The following is a 20,509-nucleotide window of genomic DNA, read 5'->3' on the forward strand; positions in this document are numbered from 1 at the left end:
GCGCCCGGCGACTGCTCGCCTCATATCCGCTGGACAACGGGCGCATACTTGATCACGATGACCGGCCCCACTCCCCAGCCCCGCAAGCCCGTGATCCTCTCCGTCGACGATGACCCTGCCGTGTCGCGCGCCGTGGCCCGCGACCTGCGCCGCCACTACGGCGAGAACTTCCGCATCGTGCGCGCCGAGTCGGGACCCGACGCCCTCGAGACGCTCAACGAACTGAAGCTGCGCGGCGAGACCGTCGCGGTGTTCGTCGCCGACTACCGGATGCCACGGATGAGCGGCATCGAGTTCCTCGAAGAGGCGATGGACATCTTCCCGATGGCCCGCCGGGTGCTGCTCACCGCCTACGCCGACACCCATGCCGCCATCGACGCGATCAACGTCGTCGACCTCGACCACTACCTGCTCAAGCCGTGGGACCCGCCGGAAGAGAAGCTCTACCCCGTCATCGACGCGCTCATCGAGGCCTGGCGGGAGACCGGCGACCGCGCCATCCCCCACACCAAGGTGATCGGACACCGCTGGAACGAGCGGTCGTGGCAGGTGCGCCAGTTCCTGGCCCGCAACCAGCACTCGTTCCGCTCGTTCATGGCCGACGAACCCAAGGGCAAACAGCTTCTCGACGCCGCCGGGCTCGACGAGTTCCGCCTTCCCGTGGTCATCTCCGAGCAGGGCGAGACGATGGTCGACCCGACCGACGCCGAGCTGGCCGCGATGCTGGGGCTGTCGACCGATCCGGCGCTCGAGCTGTACCACCTCGCGGTGATCGGCGGTGGACCGGCGGGACTCGCCGCCGCCGTGTACGGCGCATCGGAGGGTCTCAACACGGTCCTGATCGAGCAGACGACCACCGGCGGGCAGGCGGGCCGCAGCTCGCGGATCGAGAACTACCTCGGCTTCCCGACCGGAATCTCCGGCGCCGAGCTGACCACGTCGGCGCGCCGGCAGGCCGAGCGCTTCGGCGCCGAGGTGATCACGACGCGCAAGGCGGTCAAGCTGCACGCCGACGACAGCGGTTCGGCGCGCACGATCGAGTTCGCCGACGGCGGGACCATCGCCGCCCAGGCCGTCATCCTCGCGACCGGCGTCGCCTACCGGGAGCTGCGCAACGTGCCCGGCTGCTGGGACGACCCCGACGAGAACGCCTGCAACTACATCGGCCGCGGCGTGTTCTACGGCGCCTCGGTGTCCGACTCCTCGGAGTGCGAAGGCGAGGACGTCTACATCGTCGGCGGCGCCAATTCGGCCGGCCAGGCCGCCATCTTCATGTCGCAGAAGGCCAAGTCGGTGACGCTGCTGGTGCGCGGTCCGTCGCTGGCGGCGTCGATGTCGCACTACCTCGTCGAGCGGATCGAGAGGAATCCGACGATCTTCGTCCGGACCTGCACCGAGGTGGTCGACACGTACGGCGAGGACGGTCATCTCACCGGTTTGAAGCTGATCGACCGGCAGACCGGCGACACCGAACGCGTCAAATGCGACCGGATGTGCTGTTTCATCGGCGCCGAGCCGCGCACCGACTGGCTCGACCTCGTCGCCAAGGACGACCACGGGTTCATCCTGTCCGGTCCGGACGTCATGAAGGTCGCCGGCTGGACGTTGGACCGCCCGCCGCACCACCTGGAAACAAGTGTGCCGGGTGTGTTTGTTGCAGGAGACGTGCGTTCCGAATCCGCCAAACGGGTGGCGGCCGCCGTCGGCGAAGGGTCGATGGCGGTGATGTTGGTGCACCGGTATCTGGCGGAAGCTTGATTGCCGGCACCGCCGGCGGAAGCTTGATTGCCGGCACCGCCGGCGGAAGCTTGATTGCCGGCACCGCCGGCGGAAGCCTGAGGAGGACGGACATGGGCGACGCGGGAAGCAGATGCCTGCCGGACGAACTGCGCACGCTGTTCCTGTTCGAGAAGCTGACCGACGCGCAGCTGCAGATCCTGTGCGACAACGGGCACATCGCCGACTTCGCACCGGGCCCGATCTGCATCGAGGGCGATCCGGCGACGTGCTTCTACGTGCTGCTCGACGGTGAACTCGTGATGTCCAAGCGCTCCGGCGGCGTCGACGTCGAAACCAATCGCACCTCCCAGCGCGGCGTCTACTGCGGCGCCTGGTCGGCCTACGTCCCGGGCGAGGAGCACGTCTACGAGGCGTCGGTGCGGGTGACCAAGCCGTCGCGGTTCTTCGTCCTCGACGCCGACGCGTTCGCCGCGTTCATGCAGTCGCAGTTCCCGATGGCGGTGCATCTGCTCGAGGGGCACAAGGTCGGTGGCCGGCGCCAGAGCCAGATCCTTGGCCAGCGCGAGAAGCTGTTGGCGCTCGGCACCATCACCGCCGGGCTCACCCATCAGCTGAACAACCCGGCAGCAGCCGCCGCGCGGGCGGTCGCCGACCTGCGCGAGGGCGTCAACAAGATGCGCCACAAGCTGGCGATGCTCGCCGACGGCAAGTTCACCCCCGAGGCGCTGCGGGTCCTGGTCAGCATCCAGGACGAGGTCGCCGAGCAGGTGGCCAAGTCCAAGGCGCAGGAACTGTCCGCGCTGGAGACCTCCGACCGTGAGGAGCACATCGGCGACTGGCTGGAAGACCACGGCATCGTCGGCGCGTGGGACTATGCGCCGACGTTCGTCGAGGCGGGCCTCGACGTCGACTGGCTCGAGCGGGTCGAGGCCTCCATCGACGACGTGGACTGCTCGGCGACGCTGCAGAGCGCGATCGGATGGCTGAAGTACACCATCGACACCGAGCTGCGGATGAACGAGATCGCCGACGCCAGCAAGCGCATCTCCGCGCTGCTCGCCGGCGCCAAGCAGTACTCGCAGATGGACCGCGGCGAATACCAGACCGCCAATGTGCACGAGCTGATCCACAGCACGATCAAGACCATCTTCGGAGACAAGGTCGGCGGTGACAAACCGGTCAAGATCGTCAAGGAGCTTGACAAGACAATCCCCGAGATCTCCTGCTATCCAGGCGATCTCAACGAGGTGTGGAGCAACGTCATCGACAACGCGATCCAGGCGATGGGCGGCGCGGGCACGCTGACGATTCGCACCTCGCGCAAGGGCGAAAACATGATCCGGGTGGAGATCTGCGACGACGGACCGGGCATCCCCGAGCAGATCATCGACCGCATCTTCACGCCGTTCTTCACCACCAAACCCTTCGGCAAGGGCACCGGGCTGGGCCTGGACCTCGCGCGGCGCATCGTGGTGGAAAAGCACCACGGCGACATCAGGGTCGAGTCCACACCCGGCGACACCCGCTTCATCATCCTGCTGCCGCTGGTGGCGCCCGCTCCCCTGGCGCAGACGCCGACCGAACTTCCGGTCGCCGCGGAATAGCCGGACGACGCCGACGGGTTGCAGCGACCATGACCGCCCAGGCTGTTGGTTCTTCGGACAAGTCCTCATCACCCGACCTCGGCACGTACGGCGCCTTCGGCCACTACTCGATGTGGCAGAAACTGCGCCCCGGCCAACTGCGGTCGATCGACGACCTCGGCTACGGAGCGATCTGGGCGGGCGGTTCGCCGGCGGCCGAGTTGTCGTGGGTGGAACCGCTACTCGAGCCGACCACCAGCCTGAAGGTGGCCACCGGGATCGTCAACATCTGGACCGCCGACGCGGGTCCGGTCAGTGAGTCCTACCACCGCATCGAGGCGGCCTACCCCGGGCGGTTCCTGCTCGGCATCGGCGTCGGCCATCCCGAAGCCGGCCACGAGTACCGCACGCCGTACCGGGCGCTCACCGACTATCTCGACAAGCTCGACGAGTACGGCGTCCCGAAGGACCGCCGCGTGGTGGCGGCGCTCGGTCCTCGGGTGCTCAAGCTGTCCGCCGCGCGGGCCGCGGGCCCGCATCCGTATCTGACGACGCCCGAGCACACCGCCGAGGCGCGCGGGCTGCTCGGGCCCGACGCGTTCATCGCACCGGAACACAAGGTGGTGATGACCACCGATGCGAACAAGGCGCGCGCGGTGGGCCGCAAGGCTCTCGAGGTCTACCTCAACCTGACGAACTACCTGAACAGTTGGAAGCGGATGGGCTTCACCGACGAGGATGTCACCAAGCCGGGAAGCGACCGCCTCGTCGACGCCGTCGTCGCGTATGGCACCGTCGACGAGATAGCCGCACGACTGACCGAACACCGCGACGCGGGCGCCGACCACGTTCCCGTGCAGGTGCTCACCGGACCGGACAAGCTGGTCGACGCGCTGGCCGAGCTGGCCGGTCCGCTCGGCCTGAAGTGACTTAGGGGGAACGCATGACTGAGCTCAAGCCCGATCTCGGCCGCTACGGCGTCTGGACGTTCGGGACACCGAAGCCCGAGCAGGCCGTCGAGATCGAGAAGCTGGGCTACGGCGCGGTGTGGATCGGCGGTTCACCCGCGGGCGACCTGGACTACGTCGAACCGCTGCTCGAGCGCACCGAGTCGCTGCAGGTGGCCACCGGCATCGTCAACGTCTGGACGGCGCCCGCCGAACAGGTCGCCGAGGCGTATCACCGCGTCGAGGACGCCTATCCGGGGCGGTTCCTGCTCGGCATCGGGATCGGGCATCCCGAGCACACCGAGGAGTACCGCAAGCCCTACGACGTGCTGGTCGAGTATCTCGACGCGCTCGACGCGGCGAAGGTGCCGACCAGCCGCCGGGTGATCGCCGCCCTCGGGCCGAAGGTGCTCAAGCTGGCGGCACAGCGCAGCGCCGGGGCGCACCCGTACCTGACCACGCCGCAGCACACCGGCGAGGCACGAAACCTGTTGGGGCCGACGGTGTTCCTGGCACCCGAGCACAAGGTGGTGCTCGCCCGCGACGCCGAGACGTCCCGGAAGATCGGCCGCGACACCGTCGACTTCTACCTGAACCTGTCGAACTACCTCAACAACTGGAAGCGGCTCGGCTTCACCGACGACGACGTCGCCAAGCCCGGCAGCGACCGGTTGATCGACGCGGTGGTCGCGCACGGCACACCCGACGACATCGCCGCCCGGTTGAAGGAGCATCTGGAGGCCGGCGCCGACCACGTCGCGATCCAGGTGCTCGGCGGCTGGGATGCGCTGCTGCCGACGCTCACCGAGTTGGCCGAACCGCTGGGATTGAAGGGCTGACGCCCACGCCGCCCGGTTAGGGTCTAGGGATGCGATTGCTGGTCACTGGCGGCGCAGGCTTCATCGGCGCCAACTTCGTGCACGCCGGCGTGCGCGACCGCCCCGACGATCAGGTGACGGTTCTCGACGCGATGACCTACGCAGGCAGCCGTCAGTCGCTGACTCCCGTCGAGGACGACATCCACCTGGTGCAGGGCGACATCACCGACGCGCACCTGGTGTCCAAGCTCGTCGCCGAGGCCGACGCCGTCGTGCACTTCGCCGCCGAGACCCACGTCGACAACGCACTCGCCGAGCCCGAACCGTTCCTGCGCGCCAACGTCATCGGCACCTTCACGATCCTCGAGGCGGTGCGCGAGCACGGTGTCCGCCTGCACCACGTGTCGACCGACGAGGTGTACGGCGACCTCGAGTTGGACAGCGCCGCGCGCTTCACCGAGTCGACGCCCTACAACCCGTCGAGCCCGTACTCGTCGACCAAGGCCGCGGCCGACATGCTGGTGCGCGCCTGGGTGCGCTCCTACGGCGTGCGCGCGACGATCTCGAACTGCTCCAACAACTATGGGCCCTACCAACACGTCGAGAAGTTCATCCCCCGCCAGATCACCAACGTGCTGACCGGCAGGCGGCCCAAGCTCTACGGCACCGGCGCGAACGTGCGCGACTGGATCCACGTCGACGACCACAACAGCGCGGTGTGGCGGATCCTCGCCGACGGCCAGATCGGCCGCACGTATCTGATCGGCGCCCAGGGCGAACGCGACAACCTGTCCGTGCTGCGCACGATCCTGCGGCTGATGGACCGCGACCCCGACGACTTCGACCACGTCACCGACCGCGTCGGCCACGACCTGCGGTACGCGATCGACCCGTCGACGCTCTACGGCGAACTGGGCTGGCGACCGGCGCACACCGACTTCGAGGACGGCCTGCGCGACACCATCGACTGGTATCGCGCCAACGAATCATGGTGGGGGCCATTGAAAGACGCGGTCGAGGCCACCTACGGGAAGCGCGGCCAGTGAACGCCCGAGAACTGGCCGTCCCCGGCGCCTGGGAGATCACCCCCCGGCTGCACGGTGACGCGCGCGGCATGTTCTTCGAATGGTTCACCGACGCGGCGTTCCGTGAATTCGCCGGCCACCGACTCGACCTTCGCCAGGCCAACTGCTCGGTGTCGTCGGCGGGCGTGCTGCGCGGTCTGCACTTCGCCCAGGTGCCGCCGAGCCAGGCGAAGTACGTGACGTGCGTGCGCGGCGCCGTCTACGACGTGGCCGTCGACATCCGGTTCGGCTCACCGACATTCGGAACGTGGGACGCCGTCCAACTCGACGACCGGACCCGTCGCACGGTCTACCTCTCCGAGGGCCTCGGGCACGCTTTCCTTGCGCTGGAAGACGATTCGACGGTGATGTACCTGTGCTCGGCGGGATACGACCCGCAGCGCGAGCACACCGTAAGCCCGCTGGACCCCGGGCTCGGCATCGACTGGCCGGTCAGCGACAGCGCGCTGGTCCTCTCCGACCGCGACCGGCAGGCGCCGACCCTCGAGGAGGCACGGGCCGCGGGTCTGCTGCCTACGTGGGCGGAGACCCGGGCGTTCGTCGACGGGCTGCGCAGCACGCGCTGACGGCGCTCAGCCGGGCGTGAGGCCGATGGCGATCATGGTGCGGTGCTCACCGTCGGCGAGCGGTTCCCAGCAGTGCAGGGTGCCCCGCCCGGCCAGCACGAGGCCCTCCCCCACGCCGGGCGACAGCCACTGCTCACCGGCGGGCCCGAGCACCCGGAGCCGGGCAGGCTGGGAATCGCCGGGACAGCGGTGCTCGAGCACGACGTGCAGCACGAACGAGAACGGCTCGCGGTCAAGGTGGATCGGAAGCTCCTCGTCGAACTGGTAGGCCGCCGCCAGCGCCGGAACCAGGGCCCGCCCGGCGGCCCGGCCCGCCGCGTCGGCCACCACGTCGGAGGCGCACAGCGCAGCAAGCACTGGCGCCTCCTCGGTGGTCACCCCCGGAGCGGCCTCGGCGCGCAGCGCGTCGAGGAGCCCGTCGTCGAAGATCCGCACGGGCTCGGTCCACCACCAGCCGGCCGGGTGGAGGTGACCGGCCAGCGCCGCCAACGGGCCGAGGTCGACGATGTAATCGGCCGCATGGCTGAGCGCGTCGGCCAGCGCCTCGCGGTCGATGCCGGACTCGTCGACCACGCTGGCGGGCTCGGCGCCCGGGGCCGCAGTCAGCGCGACGGTCATCGCGTGCGCGGCCTGACGCGCCCGCTCCGCATCGGCGTCCGGCGCGTCGTCCAGGACGGCGGCGGCGGCGGCGAACGCCGACGCCAGGTCAGCCGACAGCGACCGACCCGTCGCCGGCGCGGACCGGGTCGGGCGGAGTTGCGTCCGCACTGACACCCGGCACCACGCGGACCGAGCCCGCGCCCACGCGGACGCACGGAATGATCTCGACGGTGAGCTGTCGCGGCAGGCCGACGCGGACGCACGGAATGATCTCGACGCTCATCCGCCCCGGCACCGGCGCCTTCGGGCCGACGGTGATGGTCGAAGCCCCTGACCGGGGTTCCGGCGCTGTGTCGTCGGCGGCCGCGGCTGGAGCGAGACAGATGACCCCTGCCCCCGCGGCGGCCACCGCCACTGTGATTTTCGGGTATCGCATGTGCTGCCCCATTCCTGTTCGGTGAACGATGTGGCTCAGTGTCAGGGGCGCGCCACCGTGAGACTGGGGTAGAGCGCTACCCCAATCCGGCCGATGCGGCAATCGAGATACCCCTGACGGTCAGCCGGCCGGAGGCAGCAGCATCGCCTGCCAGGTCTTGTCCTGCGGCGCCCCCTGCGCCAGATCCGACCGGGTGTACCGACGGCCGTCGGGGCCGAGGTAGGAACCGGTGGCGGGGTCGTATGCCGCGACCGCCAGCGGCGGCGCACCGGGCTCCGGTGCCGCTGCCGACACGCCCGCGGGGGGCGGCCCGGCGTCCGGGGGCGCAGATCCCGGCGGGAGATGAGGAACCGCCTGCCCCGACAACGTGGCGTTGGGGTCGCCCTTCCAATTGAACCCGTCGTTGAGCGGCACGTAGTGTTCGTCGCTTTCGCACAATGCCACCGTGGGCGCCCGCTTGCCGGGCACGGTCTCGCACGGAATGTTGCGTGCCCCACGCACATTGAACGGCGAATCCTGCGGCACCCGGCAGTACAGGTCACCGGCCGGCCGCTCGGGGTAGTCCTCCAACGAGGCGATTCGCTGCTGCTGGGCCGGCAGGAAGCCGGTGGTGCACGGCGGGGGCAGGTTGAGGTTCAGGTTGAAGCTCAGGTACTGGCCCTTGTAGTCCTGCCTGGTGTTCAGATTGCCGAGGATGCCGGCTTGTTCGGCGGCGATGGCCTGGGGAAAAACCACCAGCAGTTGTTCGATGTCGTTCTGGTAGGCGAGCGCGACCTGCCCGACGGTGACGAGGTTGGCAAGCAGGATCGGCAGCGTGGGCGCCAACCGCTCGACCAGTTGGCGCCCCTGTGCGGCCGCCGGGCCGCCGGTGTCGATCACACCGGCCACCGCCTTGTCGTGGTCGCGCACCTCGGCGGTCACGGCGGCCAGCTGCGCCGCCCACGCCCGGATCGCGTCGGCGCTGTCGGTCTGCGAGTCCAGCACGGGCTGGGCTTGATCGATCAGCGTTGTCAACGAGTCCAGGTTCTTGCGGGCGTCGATGGCCAGGGTGGACGCCCCTTTGACCACGCGCGAGAGTTCGGGGCCGAGTCCGCCCACCGCGGTGTACGACTCGTCGATCACCGTCTTGAGGTTGTCGCGGGGTATCGCCTGCAGCCCGGCGTTCGCGGTCGCGAGCAGAGCGTTGATGTCGGGCGGCACGGACGTGTCGGCCAGGGCGATCACGTCGCCGTTCTTCAGTGGCGGCGCGGTGCCGTCTCGGGGCAGCAGCAGGACGTAGGATTCGCCGACCGCCGATTGGCTGTGGACTTCCGCGACGAGGTCCGACGGTATGTCGATGCCCGACGTCAGCGACAGCACCGCTTCGACGCCGGTATCGGTCAGGCGGACCGATTGCACCCCACCGACTTTGGTGCCCCGATACGTGACGTTGCCGGTTTCGTAGAGTCCTCCGGATCTCGGCAGTTCCAGCGTCACCGTGTACCGGCCGACGCCGAACATCGTCGCGGGCAACCTCATGAAGTGCAGCGTCATCAAGGCGACCGCGGCGATTGCGACCACCGCGAGAATGGCCAGCTGGAGTCTTATCCGTCGGTTCAGGTGCATGCTAGGGCCCCTGATCCCATCGGTAGGGGATGGCGAGCGGGTTCCCGAGGCGGTTGGGGCCGCCCGCCATGCAGGGGCTGGGGAACTGGCCGATGGTGCGGCCCCACTGCAGCTCCAGTTCGGTCAGGTTGCACTCCCAACGGGTCCCGGTGAAGAAGCTCTGGTCGATCCGGCTGAGCGTGAGGTCGACGATGGCGGTCAGATTGGCGTAGTCGCCGCGCTGGAAGTTCTCGAAGGTCTCATTCGGAAAGGGGAAGGTCGCCAACAGGCTGAGGGAGCGCGTGAGGCTGGGGCCGGCGTTGGCCAGCGATTCGAGCACGGGTCCGACATCCCTCAATTCCTTGACCAGGTTGCCCTTCGTCTGGTTGACCGTGTCGACGGTGAGCGCGCTGAAGTTGGCGAGATGGCCGGCCGCCTCCACCAGGTTGTCCCGTTCGGAGTTGAGCACCGCGAGCGCATCCGGAACGGTGGCCAGCGCCCTGTCCAGCACCGGCTGCTGCGCAGCGAATCGCCCGACGAGGCGGTTCAGGCTGTCGGTGGCGGCGATGATGTCGCCGGTCTGGTCGTTCAGGTGGGTGGTGAACTCGCGCAGCTGCTCGATCAGGCTGCGCGCGTCTTGCTCACGGCCCCGAAACGCGGTCGACAACGCCTCGGTGATGTCCTGCACCTGGCCCAGTCCGCCGCCGTTGAGCACCATCGATAACGCCGCCAGCGTCTGCTCGGTGCTCGGGTACGCACCGCCGCGCGACAGCGGAATGAGTGAGCCCTCTCCCAGCTTGCCCTGCGGGGGTTCGTCTTTCGGCGGCGCGAGTTCGATGTGCAATGAACCGAGCAGGCTGGTGGTGCCGATCTTGGCGGTGGCGTTCGCGGGCAGGTTGACGTCGCCGTTGAGCCGCATGGTCAGCAGCGCATGCCAGCCTTGGCGTTCGATTTTCGCGACATGCCCGACGGTGACATCTGCGACACGGACCCGTGAATTCGGCTGGACGTTGTTGACGTCCGGCAATTGCGCCTGGATCTCGAACGAGTTCGGACCCTTGCCCTGCACCCCCGGCAGGGGCAACGAATTCGGCCCCCGCCAACCGCAGCCGGGGGTGGCAACCACGATCAGGACCGTGAGCAGGCAGGCCGCCGAGCGGAGTCGGCGCCGCCATGTCATGAGCCACCGCCGTGCGGCACCATCATCCCGGGCAGACCGTCGGCGGGGTCGGTGGCGACCGTCGCGGCGGGCACCGGCGACTCCGCGGCCGACGCCGTATCGGGAGCCGCGGGGACGTGGTCGGGCCGCATCCAGTCCTCGCTGTAGGTGACCTCGTTCGGCCGCGCCTGCGTGCCCACGAAGAGGTTCTCCCCCAACGGCGGGAAGTTGTACTGGCGGTTCTTCACGATGGGCGCCAGGTACTGCACGCACAACTTCGCCGATTGCTCCCCCCCCAGGCGGGAGGCGGACTGAATTGCCCCGCAGAGGAAGGAGATCGGGTCGGCGAAGTTGTTGATGGCCAGCGCACCGGTCAGTGAACCGTTGGCGGGCTCGTAGATGTTGTTGAAGTTCTGCAGGACCGTCGGTGCGATGTGCAGCGTCTGCTTGATGTCGTCGATGCTGTCGACCAGCGTGCTGGTGATCGACGTCGCCGCGTCCGATGCGGTGCCGATCGCCTCCGTGTGCTCGGCGGCGAAGTCACCGACGTCGGACACCACCGCGTTGAGGTCCTCGACCGCCCGGCCGACCTTGTCGGGATCATCCGCCAGCAGCGAAGTCACGGCCGCGAGGTTGTGGTTGAGCGCTTCGAGCAGATCGGCGCTGTCGCGCAGCGCGGACACCAGCGTCGAGAGGTTTTTGATCGTGGCGAAGACGTCGTCGCTCTGCTCGGCGAGGGTCGACACCGTCCGCGACAGTGTGGTGATCGCGTCGCGGATGCTGGGTCCCTGCCCGCGCAGATTGTCTGCGGCGGTGTTGATCAGCGCTCCGAGCGTGCTGACACCCCCCGGCTGATCGGGTTTGAGCAGTTCGGTCAACCGCTCGAGTTGAGCCCGTAGGTCGTCCCATTCGACCGGCACCGCGGTGCGGTCGAGGCCGATGACCGCGCCGCTCGCCATTGTCGGGCCCCCGCTGTAGGGCGGCGTCAGCTGGATCGCCCGTGCCGTCACCAGTTGCGGCGACAGGATCACGGCCATGGCATCGGCAGGAACCTTGTACTTGCCGTCGATCCAGAATGTGATCTTGGCCCGCTCGGGCTGCGGTTCGATCTTCTCGACCTTGCCGACCGACACACCTCGGATCCGCACATGGTCGCCGGCGAACAACCCGGTGCTGTTCTCGAAGTAGGCAACCACTGTCGTGCGGGCGCTCTGCGCGGGCAAGCGCACCGCTAGGAACAGGCCGGCGCCGAGCATCAGGGCCAGTGCCGTCGCCAAGACCGCGCGGGCGTGCCTCAGCTGCCGCGTCATGGCAGGGCTCGCGGCTGCGGGGCGTGCGGCGCCTCTCCGGGTGCCGGCGGCCCCGGCGGCGGGCCGCCGGGGGGTGGGGGCGGCGGCGGTTGGCGGTACGGATAGCGCGGGTCACCGGGTTTGCCGGTGATCGCCTCGGGCAGAGTCAATCTCGGCTCGCCCCCCTGGCCGGTCCGAGGGTACGGCATCGGCAGCGCCGGGGTCGCCGGCTGCCCGGTCTGAGGATCGGTCAACTGCGAGGGCAGCAGCGTCGCCGGATCCAACCCGAGGTCGGAGAACGCGGCGTCGACGAACGGTTGGACGAACTGACCGGGGAACAGGTTGGCCACATACGCCTTGAAGAACGGCCCGGAGGAAATCGACTCGCCGAGCGACATGACATAGGTGTTGATCAGTTTGATGGCCTGGGCCAGCCGCTCTTTGCGGTTGTCGACGATCGCGAGCACCCCGTTGAGCTTGTCCAGCGCGGGGCGCAGCTGCTGGCGGTTCTCGTCGATGAACGCCTGCAGCTGCCGTGACACGGCCGAGATGTTCGCCCATATCCGGTCCACCGCCGCGCTCTGTGTCCGCAGTTGCGCCAGCAGCACATTGGTGTCGCGCACCAGGCCCACGATCTGGTCGGTGCGGTTGGCCAATACTCCCGTCGCGGCGGCCGCGTTCTCGAGCAGGCTGCGCAGCTGGGCGTCGCGGGAGTCGAGCGTCTGAGCGAGCCGCGACACCCCCGCAACCGCATCCTTGAGATCCGACGGCGTGTCGGAGAACGTCTGCGCCAAGGTGGCCAACGAGGTCGACAGCTGGTCGGTGTGCAGACCGCCGATCGTGGTCGCCAAGTCGCCCAGCGCGTCGGGTAACTGGTACGGCGAAACCGTCCGATCGAGGGTGATGGCGCCGGCGAGCCTGCCGTCTCCCCGCGGCGTCACGTCGACGATCTTGGCGCCCAGCAGGCTCTTGGTCCTGATCGCGGCCTCGGTGCGGGTCCCCAGGCGGACGTCGTCGCCGATCTTGAACGTGACGAGAACCCCGTTGTCCTCCAAGGCGATACTCATGACGCTGCCCACCGGATACCCGGACACTTCGACGGCGGCACCGGTGTTCAGCCCACCGGCGTCGGCGAAATAGGCCGAGTGCACCTGACCTGGGTTGAGGATGGGCAGCTTCTGGTACTGCAACGCCGCCAACACAACCGCGGACACGGTCACGACGCCGATGCCGCCGATGAGTATCGGGCTGCGCTCCGAGAACGACTTCACTTGGGCGCGCACCGCCCCGTGCTCTGACCGGCCACCTTGACATACACCGGCTGTCCCCCTTTCCCGTTGAGTTTGAGCACGACATCGCACAGGTAGAAGCTGAAGTAGTCGCCGTACATCCCCTGCCGGACCAGCGCCCGGTACTTGTCGGGCAAGGTGTTGAGCAGGTTGTCGAGGTACTCGTGGTCCGCCATGGCGATCTCGGTCACGCGGTCGGTCTCGTGAACCACCTTCTGAAACGGGGCCCGCGATTGCGCCAACAGGTCGGCGAGCGAGCCTGCCGCGGCGTCGGTGTAGGCCACCGCGTTGGAGACGTCGGTCCTGCGTTCCGCCAGCCGGTGGACGAGCTCGGATAGCGACGCGACCGCCGTGTCCAACCGGTCACTCTGTCCGCCAAGTGATCCCAGCACGACGTTGAGATTGTCGATGACCTGCCCGATGAGCAGATCGCGGTCGGCCAGCGTGTTGGTCACCACCGCGGCCTGGTTGAGGAATGAGCCGATGGCCGGTCCCTGTCCGTCGAGGGCCTCGATCAGCTGCACACTCAGGGTGTTGACCTGTTCGGGGTCGAGCGCCCGGAACAGCGGCTTGAAGCCGCCGATCACCGCGTCCAGGTCAAGCGCGGGTTCCGTGCGGGTCAGCGGGATGGTCTGTCCGGGCGGCAGCGTCTTGATCCCGCCGGTCCCCTCCTCCAGCGCGAGGTAGCGGTCGCCGAACAGGTTGTCGTACCGGATCACTGCCCGAGAACCCTCGGTGAGCACCACCGAATGGTCCGCCGAAAAACTTACCCGCACAGTCGCATCCGGGTTGATGGAGATGTCCCCGACCTTGCCGACCTCCACCCCGGCGATCCGAACGATCGTGCCCTTTCGCAGATTCGACGCGTTGGTGAAATCGGCGTAATAGGTGTTGCCCGCATCGAAACGGAACTGCCCGAACGTGATCAGCAGCAGGAACGCGACGAACGAGCAGACGATCAGCCAGATGGCCAGACGCCAGATGACGCCTCTGAGGTCAGCCACGGTTCCTCTCCTGCCTCCAAGGTTCGTTGACGGTCACGACGGCGGCGTCGTGCCGGTATTCGTCTGCTGCGCAGTAGGATTCGCAGGCACTCCCGGCCACAGCGGTGCCCCGCCCGGCCCGTACAAGGGCGCGCCGTACGGCGGTGCCCCGGGGTACGGGACCGGCCCGATCGCCGGTCCCGGAATGCACTGACGAATGCTGGGTGGTTCCGGCACCGCGCGGGTCACCGGCAGGTAGTTGGCCCAGCAGGGATGCCCGATGCCGGGGTTGGGGCGGATGTCGACGCCGGTGCCCCAACCGGTATCGGTGACGAGCGCACGGACCGGAAAGTTCCTCGTGGCATCCGGCAGCGATCCGCAGCCGGGCCGCCCACCGGGTCCCCCCTTGGCCGCGACGACAGGCAGGTGATTCGGATAGGCGTAGGGATCGTTTCCCAACAGCAGTGCGACATCGAGCTGCAGGGTGCGGCCGTCACCGCCCCATGCCGCGTAGCCGCCGTTCTCGAGATACCACGTCGTTCCCTGCAGAAAGCAGGTGTACACCGGGTTGTGTGTGAGCAGCAGGTTGGTGGTCGGCTCGAGGGTGTTGACGGTTTCGACCAGATCGTCCTTGCTCGTGGCAAGCAGGTCGGTGCCCGCCTTTGTGAAGCCGATGACGTTCAACAGCAACGTGTCCAGTGCGCTCGCGTGCTCGGTGACGGTGGTGCTTGTCGTGCTGACGGCATCCAGGATTCTCACGATGTCGCCGGCGACGGCATCGTAGGTGTCGGTGAAGCCGGTCAACGACTTCCAGTTCTCTTTCATGGTTGCGCTGCGGGCGTTGAGCGCCAACAACACTTCGTTGAGGTCGGTGATCGATTGACCCATTCGGTCACCCTGCCCGCGCACGCCGTCGGCCACCGCGGTCAGCACCGCGTTCAGCTTCAGCGGGTCGACCATCTTGAGCAGCTCGACGACGTTCTCGAACACGGTGTTGATCTCGGTGCTGACACTCTCCGAACGCAGTACCGCGCCGGCGGCAAGTCGCGCGGCGCTGGGATCCGGCGGATACACCAGCTCAACGAATTTCGAGCCGAACGCGGTGGTGGCACTGATGTGGGCCTCGACGTTGGCCGGAATGTAGGGGGTCTGGTCGGGGTCGATCTCCAGCTGCAGGCTTGTCCTGTGCTCGTCGCCGCTGAGCCGGCTGACCCGGCCGACCTTCACCCCGCGCAGCATCACGTCTGCGTCGGTCTCCATCACCAGGCCCGCTCGATCCGAGGTCAGCGTCACCGGGACGTACGACCGGAAGGTGCCCGTGAAGGCCGCGGCGGATCCGAGCAAGAACACCGCGATCGCCGAAAGCAGGATGAACGCCCACCATCCGGTGGAGATGCGGTATGTCCCAGCCCTGCGGTTCATTTCACTAAGCCGCCAACTGGAAGTCGCCGGACTGTCCGTAGATGGCGAGCGTCATCACCACGATCAACAACGACGCGACGACCATCGACGCGCGCACGGCGCGGCCCACCGCTTCTCCCACGCCGGCCGGCCCGCCGCTCGCCGTATAGCCGTAGTAGGTGCACATCAGCATGATCATCAGAGCCACCGCGGCGACTTCGCCCATCGACCACAACACGTCGGTGGGGCTCAGGTACGTGTAGAAGTAGTGGTCGTAGACACCGGATCCCTGCCCGTAGACGGCAGTGGTGCCGATGCGAGCGGCCCAGAACGCCGTCATCAGCCCGACGCAGAACAAGGGCACCGCCACGATGACGCCGGCCAGCACCCGGGTCGACGCCAGATAGCTGACGCTGCGAATGCCGATGGCCTCGAGCGCGTCGATCTCCTCACTGATCCGCATCGCCCCAAGCTGAGCGGTGCTGCCGGCGCCGATGGTGGCCGCCAGCGCAACCATCACCGTTCCCGGCTGGATCTCCCGGGTGTTGAAGAAGGCCGACACGAACCCGGTCAGGGCCTCCACCCCGACCGACTCCAACTGGTTGTAGCCCTGCACCGCCACGATCGCCCCGGTCGTGATGGTCAAGAACGCCACGATCACCACCGTTCCGCCGATCACCGCGAGGGCCCCGGCACCCATGCCCATCTGCGCGATCACCCGCAGCAGTTCGCCGCGGTAATTGATTGCGGCGTCCGGGATTCCGGCCAGCGTGGTGGCATAGAACCGGGTCTGCGCTCCGAGTCGGTGCCATCCGCCCACCGCGGTGTTCGTCATTCGCCGCAACCGCGGATGGAGCGTGCTCGGGACACTCAGCGTCATGAGATCACCTCACGACACCATGAACGGAACGCCGACGGCGGTGACGATGATGTTGGTCAGGAACAGGACGATGAATGCGAACACGACCGTTTCGTTCACCGCCCGGCCCACGCCGGCCGGACCCCCGCCCACCGACATGCCCTGATAACAGGCGATCAGCCCCGCCGCCAGCCCGAAAAGCGTTGCCTTGATCATCGAGATGACGACGTCGGCCAGGTGGGTCAGCGTGGTCAGACCCGCCACCCAGGCGCCCGCGGAGACGTCCATGAGATACACCGAGCAGACGAACGCGCCGACCAGACCCGTCACGATGAGCACCGAGTTCAGCGCCAGCGACACCGTCGTGGCCGCCAGCACGCGGGGCACGACGAGGGCCGCGATGGGGTCGATACCCATCACCCGCAGCGCATCGAGTTCTTCCCGAATGGTTCGCGCGCCCAGATCGGCACACATGGCGGTGGCACCGGCACCCGCGACCACCAGCACCGTCACGATCGGACCGCTTTGGGTCACAGTGAAGATCGCGGCACCGGTGCCGGAGAAGTCGGCGGCACCGATGTCGGACAACAGGACGTTGAAGAGAAACCCTGAGATCACCGCCCACGGGATCGTCATCAGCAGTCCAGGAAGCGTCGACACCCGCGCCACGAACCAGCACTGAAAGAGATACTCCCGCAACGCGAACGGCGGCCGGAACATCATCACGAAGGTGTCCATGGCCATGGCGAAGAAGCCACCGACCGCGCGGACCGGCTTCGCCATCACCGAAGCGTCGATCACCATGGCGCTGCGCACCGCATGACATCGAAGCTCTGCCGTCGGGTGGAGTTGCTCACGGGGGCCCTCCGGACAGGTCGAAGTGGACGAGTGACATCCGCGAGCGTACGCGGCTCACGGCCAATATGTCCATAGCGGATACTCTTGATCAGAGGTCAAGAATGTGCGAACAGCCATGCTATGAACAATTCTTGATTGGTGATGTATTTTCTTGATACGCCAATGAGCGCAGTTGGGCGCTCGTCGGCCGGTCATTCCGGCGGTGCCTGAGGCCCTCCCGACGGAACCCTCATCGGGTGAACGCCCGCAGGGTCAGAGCGGAGTTCATGAAGTCCCGGAAGTGCAGCCAGCGACCGTTTCGCAGCGTGATGATGTGGGCGAACTCCGACTCCCATTCGTGGCCGGTGGCGAGTCGGCGGAACCGCTGCCTGCCCCAGGTGGCGAGGTCATCGCCGTCGGCGATGAACTTCCACGGCTCCATCTCGGCGATCTCGATCGTCTGACCGACCGTGGTGAAGAACGCCGTCGCTTCCTCGATGCCCCGGTAGTCGCCCGCGTAGGGAATCTCGTCCGTGCCGTAGTACGTGATGCGTACGTCGGGATCGAGGTACTCGAGCGCGATGTCGAGATCGCCCGCAGGCACCGCGGCGTAGATGGCCTTCGTCGCCTCGATGTTACGCGACTCGTTCGTGGTGCTCACGAAAGATGCAGGGGCAGACGGACATAGGCATGGGTCAGCAGGCTGGCAGTCTGCTTGGTACCCGGGTCGTCGGTCAGGCCGATCGACTGATAGCGATCGAGCACGGCGTTGAGCATGGCCGTGACCTCCAACCGGGCCAGCGAGGCGCCCAGACAGAAATGGAGGCCGTGACCCAGCGAGAGTTGCTGACGAAGGTTGGGCCGGTCGATGTCCAACCGGTCGGGACTTGCGAACACCGCCGGGTCGCGGTTGGCCGAGCCGAAGAACAACGCCACCCAGTCGCCTTCGCGGATAATCTTCCCGCCGACCTCGACATCTCGGGTGGCGATCCTGAACAGCCGCTGCGGCGGGCCGTCGAGTCGCATCGTCTCTTCGATGAAGACATTCAGCAGCGTTCGGTCGGCACGAATCCGCGCAGTGATCTCGGGTTCGCGCGCCAACGCATGTAGCAGATTGCCGATCAAGAACGTCGTTGTCTCACTACCGGCGACCACCAGCGTGACACAGAATCGCACGATCTCCTCCGGGGTGAGCCGCTGCCCGTCGACCTCGGCGCGCAACAGTGCCGAGATGAGATCCTCCGCATCGTCGACGTCGTCGTCCGGGGACCGCTCCGCCAGGTGGGCGGTGTGCTCGGCCAGCCGGGTGGCGAACGTCGCCACCATCTCCTCGTTGCTCGCGATGCGCTCTTGCGGGGTCAGCGACGACGACAGCATGAACGCGTTGGCCCACCGCCTGAAGCGCACGTGGTCGCCGTCGGGCAGGCCCAGCAGGCGCACCATGGCCCTCGTCGGAATCTCGGCCGCGAACCCCATCACCTCCACGTCACCGTCGCCGAGGCCGTCGAGCAGGCGCGGGATCAGTCCGTTCAACCAGCCCTCGAGTCGCTTGACACGACGCGGAGAAAACGCCTGGCTCACCAGCTTTCGTTCCACTTCGTGCTTGGGCGGGTCGGTGTTGACCAGCATCAGGCTTGGCGCCGACGAAGCCTCTTGCAGGGGATCGCGCGACGAGAAGGTCGCGCTGTCCCTGGCGGCCCGGAAGATCTGGTCGTAGCGGAACAGCGCCCACGCGGTGACCGGTTCGTCCGCACCGGGAACGGTCCCCGGCGGCCAGTCCCGGTACCCGGCGACCGGTGAGAATTCGCGAAGTTGGTCGTACAGCGGATACGGGTTCGCGATGCCCTGCGGCGTGGTCAGACGATCGAGGGCTGACGTGGTCTTCGGCACGGTGGTGGATGACATGGCCAGAAGCCTCTACCAGCCACCGCCGCAAAACGATCCCCCATTGGGGAGGACTCCCCCTCCCGTAGGAGAGGAATTCGGGATTCCGGCCCCAATCCGCCACCACTGGGAGAACAGTGAGAATGTGACTGTTGCCGGCGGTGTGCCCGATGCCCCGTCCTTCGGCGCGTTGGACGACGAAGGCCACCCCGGCTGGGCATCTCGTCCGGCCAGGGAGACCGAGGCCGCGCGCCGCTACCGGGAGGCGCTTTCCGATGAGGGGGTGGACCCCACCGACGACCCCATGGCGGTGGTGGCCGAAGCCGTCGACGCGAAGGCCACCACCGTGCGCAAGGCGTTGGAAGCGCTCGGTGACGAGCACGCACTCAACGCGCTCGACGCGGTGCTGGACCTGTCATCGCTGGAACGCGAATTGCTCGAGGACGGTGCGAGGCGGCGCACCTTCGCGCTCCTTCAGGTGCAAGAGGGCCTGAGCAAGCTGCGGGTCGTCGACGACGTCGCGACGATCGTCGATCGGGCACCGCGCGAGCTGGTGGAATCGTGCGGTTTCGACCGGGCGGTACTTTTCCGGGTGCACGAAGGCCGAATGGTCATGGAGTCAGCGTATTTCGGTGCGGACCGCGAGGGTGCGGCGAAGATGGTCGCCTTCGCGCAGTCGGTTGCGCCGCCGCTCGACCACATGCTGCTCGAGACGCAGATGATCCGCCGTCACGCACCGGCGATCGTGCGCGACGCGCGCAATGACCCGCGGGTCAACCGCCCGATCGTCGACTTCTCGCTGACGCACTCCTACGTGGCGGCGCCGGTGATGCCGACGGGAAAGGTGATCGGATTCCTGCACGCCGACCGGCTCTATTCGGGCCGGTTGGTCGACGAGATCGACCGCGACACCGTGTGGGCGTTCGCCGAGGGTTTCGGATACGCCTACGAGCGGACGGTCCTGCTGGAGAGGATGCGCCGCCAGCACGCGGAGGTCCGCAATGCGCTGGCGTCCGCCGACGAGGCGGCCCGTGCACTGCAGGATGCGGATCTGGACCTGCGCAAGATCGAGCCGATCGAACGCAGCCCCGCCGCACAGTCGTTGGCCGAGGTGCAGACCCGAGTCATGGCGATGCTGACCCGGCGCGAGGTCGAGGTCCTCCGGCTGATGGCGGCCGGCCGCACCAACCAGCAGATCGCCGACGAACTGGTGATATCTGCCGGCACGGTGAAGTCCCACGTCAAACGCGTGCTGCGCAAACTGCACGCGACGAACCGCGCCGAGGCCGCTTCCGCCTACGTTCGGCTGGCGAGCATTCCCGAACTCGGCTGACGGTCACCGTCGGGCGCCCCCGATGTCCATCGCCGATACGCTCATCTGCGAGCACGGGACGCTGAAATACGAAGAAAATTACCGCTTGTGTCAAACGATGTATCTTGATAGTACTG

Annotated in this window: 19 protein-coding genes; 7 read left to right on the top strand and 12 right to left on the bottom strand. The window is 67.5% G+C overall.

Features of this window, described 5'->3' with window-relative positions; all coding sequences use genetic code 11:
- Nucleotides 1-57: 57 nt before the first annotated feature.
- The 6 genes from ABGB19_RS21305 (at nucleotide 58) to rfbC (ending at nucleotide 6,739) form a co-directional block, all read left to right on the top strand.
- A complete protein-coding gene (locus ABGB19_RS21305) occupies nucleotides 58-1,758 on the top strand; it encodes an FAD-dependent oxidoreductase (protein WP_347687975.1) in 1,701 nt (566 codons plus the stop codon).
- Between the two features lie 92 nt (nucleotides 1,759-1,850).
- Nucleotides 1,851-3,344, top strand: coding sequence for an ATP-binding protein (locus tag ABGB19_RS21310; protein ID WP_347687976.1), 1,494 nt, complete (start codon nucleotides 1,851-1,853; stop codon nucleotides 3,342-3,344).
- Between the two features lie 29 nt (nucleotides 3,345-3,373).
- Entirely contained in the window at nucleotides 3,374-4,252 is an 879-nt protein-coding gene (locus ABGB19_RS21315; RefSeq protein WP_347687977.1) for an LLM class F420-dependent oxidoreductase, read from the top strand.
- A 14-nt stretch (nucleotides 4,253-4,266) separates the two neighbouring features.
- Nucleotides 4,267-5,109, top strand: coding sequence for an LLM class F420-dependent oxidoreductase (locus ABGB19_RS21320; RefSeq protein WP_347687978.1), 843 nt, complete (start codon nucleotides 4,267-4,269; stop codon nucleotides 5,107-5,109).
- Between the two features lie 29 nt (nucleotides 5,110-5,138).
- Nucleotides 5,139-6,134, top strand: a complete 996-nt coding sequence (rfbB, locus tag ABGB19_RS21325; RefSeq protein WP_347687979.1) for a dTDP-glucose 4,6-dehydratase — start codon at nucleotides 5,139-5,141, stop codon at nucleotides 6,132-6,134.
- Nucleotides 6,131-6,739 (top strand): dTDP-4-dehydrorhamnose 3,5-epimerase, encoded by a 609-nt coding sequence (gene rfbC / locus ABGB19_RS21330; protein ID WP_347687980.1) that lies wholly within the window; start codon nucleotides 6,131-6,133, stop codon nucleotides 6,737-6,739. Before rfbB ends, rfbC begins: the two co-directional genes overlap by 4 nt.
- Nucleotides 6,740-6,745: 6 nt before the next feature.
- Here the strand turns inward: rfbC and ABGB19_RS21335 are convergent, their stop codons facing one another.
- From ABGB19_RS21335 to ABGB19_RS21390, 12 genes are all read right to left on the bottom strand, one after another.
- Entirely contained in the window at nucleotides 6,746-7,507 is a 762-nt protein-coding gene (locus ABGB19_RS21335; RefSeq protein ID WP_347687981.1) for a hypothetical protein, read from the bottom strand.
- Nucleotides 7,446-7,775, bottom strand: coding sequence for a hypothetical protein (locus ABGB19_RS21340; protein WP_347687982.1), 330 nt, complete (start codon nucleotides 7,773-7,775; stop codon nucleotides 7,446-7,448). The genes ABGB19_RS21335 and ABGB19_RS21340 overlap by 62 nt, the downstream gene beginning before the upstream one ends.
- 120 nt (nucleotides 7,776-7,895) lie before the next feature.
- Nucleotides 7,896-9,380, bottom strand: coding sequence for an MlaD family protein (locus tag ABGB19_RS21345; protein ID WP_347687983.1), 1,485 nt, complete (start codon nucleotides 9,378-9,380; stop codon nucleotides 7,896-7,898).
- A 1-nt stretch (nucleotide 9,381) separates the two neighbouring features.
- Complete coding sequence (locus tag ABGB19_RS21350) at nucleotides 9,382-10,539, bottom strand: virulence factor Mce family protein (protein ID WP_347687984.1); 1,158 nt, start codon at nucleotides 10,537-10,539, stop codon at nucleotides 9,382-9,384.
- Nucleotides 10,536-11,828 (bottom strand): virulence factor Mce family protein, encoded by a 1,293-nt coding sequence (locus ABGB19_RS21355; RefSeq protein ID WP_347687985.1) that lies wholly within the window; start codon nucleotides 11,826-11,828, stop codon nucleotides 10,536-10,538. The genes ABGB19_RS21350 and ABGB19_RS21355 overlap by 4 nt, the downstream gene beginning before the upstream one ends.
- Nucleotides 11,825-13,078 (bottom strand): MCE family protein, encoded by a 1,254-nt coding sequence (locus tag ABGB19_RS21360; RefSeq protein ID WP_347688049.1) that lies wholly within the window; start codon nucleotides 13,076-13,078, stop codon nucleotides 11,825-11,827. Before ABGB19_RS21360 ends, ABGB19_RS21355 begins: the two co-directional genes overlap by 4 nt.
- Nucleotides 13,075-14,100: a virulence factor Mce family protein gene (locus tag ABGB19_RS21365; protein WP_347687986.1), complete on the bottom strand. Its 1,026-nt coding sequence runs from the start codon at nucleotides 14,098-14,100 to the stop codon at nucleotides 13,075-13,077. The genes ABGB19_RS21360 and ABGB19_RS21365 overlap by 4 nt, the downstream gene beginning before the upstream one ends.
- A gap of 33 nt (nucleotides 14,101-14,133) precedes the next feature.
- The gene (locus ABGB19_RS21370) at nucleotides 14,134-15,501 is read right to left on the bottom strand and encodes an MCE family protein (RefSeq protein WP_347687987.1); all 1,368 of its coding nucleotides are present in this window, start codon (nucleotides 15,499-15,501) and stop codon (nucleotides 14,134-14,136) included.
- A 4-nt stretch (nucleotides 15,502-15,505) separates the two neighbouring features.
- Nucleotides 15,506-16,315, bottom strand: coding sequence for an ABC transporter permease (locus ABGB19_RS21375; protein WP_347688050.1), 810 nt, complete (start codon nucleotides 16,313-16,315; stop codon nucleotides 15,506-15,508).
- 54 nt (nucleotides 16,316-16,369) lie between these two features.
- On the bottom strand, nucleotides 16,370-17,143 hold the full coding sequence (locus ABGB19_RS21380) for an ABC transporter permease (protein WP_347688051.1): 774 nt from the start codon (nucleotides 17,141-17,143) through the stop codon (nucleotides 16,370-16,372).
- 283 nt (nucleotides 17,144-17,426) lie between these two features.
- Entirely contained in the window at nucleotides 17,427-17,837 is a 411-nt protein-coding gene (locus tag ABGB19_RS21385; protein WP_347687988.1) for a nuclear transport factor 2 family protein, read from the bottom strand.
- Nucleotides 17,834-19,081 carry a cytochrome P450 gene (locus ABGB19_RS21390; RefSeq protein WP_347687989.1) on the bottom strand — a complete coding sequence of 416 codons (1,248 nt, stop codon included), beginning with the start codon at nucleotides 19,079-19,081 and terminating at the stop codon, nucleotides 17,834-17,836. Before ABGB19_RS21390 ends, ABGB19_RS21385 begins: the two co-directional genes overlap by 4 nt.
- 124 nt (nucleotides 19,082-19,205) lie before the next feature.
- On the opposite strand from ABGB19_RS21390, the gene ABGB19_RS21395 reads away from it, so the two are divergent.
- Nucleotides 19,206-20,393, top strand: a complete 1,188-nt coding sequence (locus ABGB19_RS21395) for a LuxR C-terminal-related transcriptional regulator (RefSeq protein WP_347687990.1) — start codon at nucleotides 19,206-19,208, stop codon at nucleotides 20,391-20,393.
- Nucleotides 20,394-20,509: the final 116 nt, after the last annotated feature.

It is taken from the genome of Mycobacterium sp. B14F4, assembly GCF_039871645.1.
Lineage (GTDB): Bacteria > Actinomycetota > Actinomycetes > Mycobacteriales > Mycobacteriaceae > Mycobacterium.

Excerpts from the sequence above, each read along its gene's own strand:
- ABGB19_RS21305 (WP_347687975.1), top strand. The coding sequence starts at position 58 with ATGACCGGCCCCACTCCCCAGCCCCGCAAGCCCGTGATCCTCTCCGTC.
- ABGB19_RS21310 (WP_347687976.1), top strand. The coding sequence starts at position 1,851 with ATGGGCGACGCGGGAAGCAGATGCCTGCCGGACGAACTGCGCACGCTG.
- ABGB19_RS21315 (WP_347687977.1), top strand. The coding sequence starts at position 3,374 with ATGACCGCCCAGGCTGTTGGTTCTTCGGACAAGTCCTCATCACCCGAC.
- ABGB19_RS21320 (WP_347687978.1), top strand. The coding sequence starts at position 4,267 with ATGACTGAGCTCAAGCCCGATCTCGGCCGCTACGGCGTCTGGACGTTC.
- rfbB (WP_347687979.1), top strand. The coding sequence starts at position 5,139 with ATGCGATTGCTGGTCACTGGCGGCGCAGGCTTCATCGGCGCCAACTTC.
- ABGB19_RS21340 (WP_347687982.1), bottom strand. The coding sequence starts at position 7,775 with ATGCGATACCCGAAAATCACAGTGGCGGTGGCCGCCGCGGGGGCAGGG.
- ABGB19_RS21345 (WP_347687983.1), bottom strand. The coding sequence starts at position 9,380 with ATGCACCTGAACCGACGGATAAGACTCCAGCTGGCCATTCTCGCGGTG.
- ABGB19_RS21350 (WP_347687984.1), bottom strand. The coding sequence starts at position 10,539 with ATGACATGGCGGCGCCGACTCCGCTCGGCGGCCTGCCTGCTCACGGTC.
- ABGB19_RS21355 (WP_347687985.1), bottom strand. The coding sequence starts at position 11,828 with ATGACGCGGCAGCTGAGGCACGCCCGCGCGGTCTTGGCGACGGCACTG.
- ABGB19_RS21370 (WP_347687987.1), bottom strand. The coding sequence starts at position 15,501 with ATGAACCGCAGGGCTGGGACATACCGCATCTCCACCGGATGGTGGGCG.
- ABGB19_RS21375 (WP_347688050.1), bottom strand. The coding sequence starts at position 16,315 with ATGACGAACACCGCGGTGGGCGGATGGCACCGACTCGGAGCGCAGACC.
- ABGB19_RS21380 (WP_347688051.1), bottom strand. The coding sequence starts at position 17,143 with ATGGTGATCGACGCTTCGGTGATGGCGAAGCCGGTCCGCGCGGTCGGT.
- ABGB19_RS21390 (WP_347687989.1), bottom strand. The coding sequence starts at position 19,081 with ATGTCATCCACCACCGTGCCGAAGACCACGTCAGCCCTCGATCGTCTG.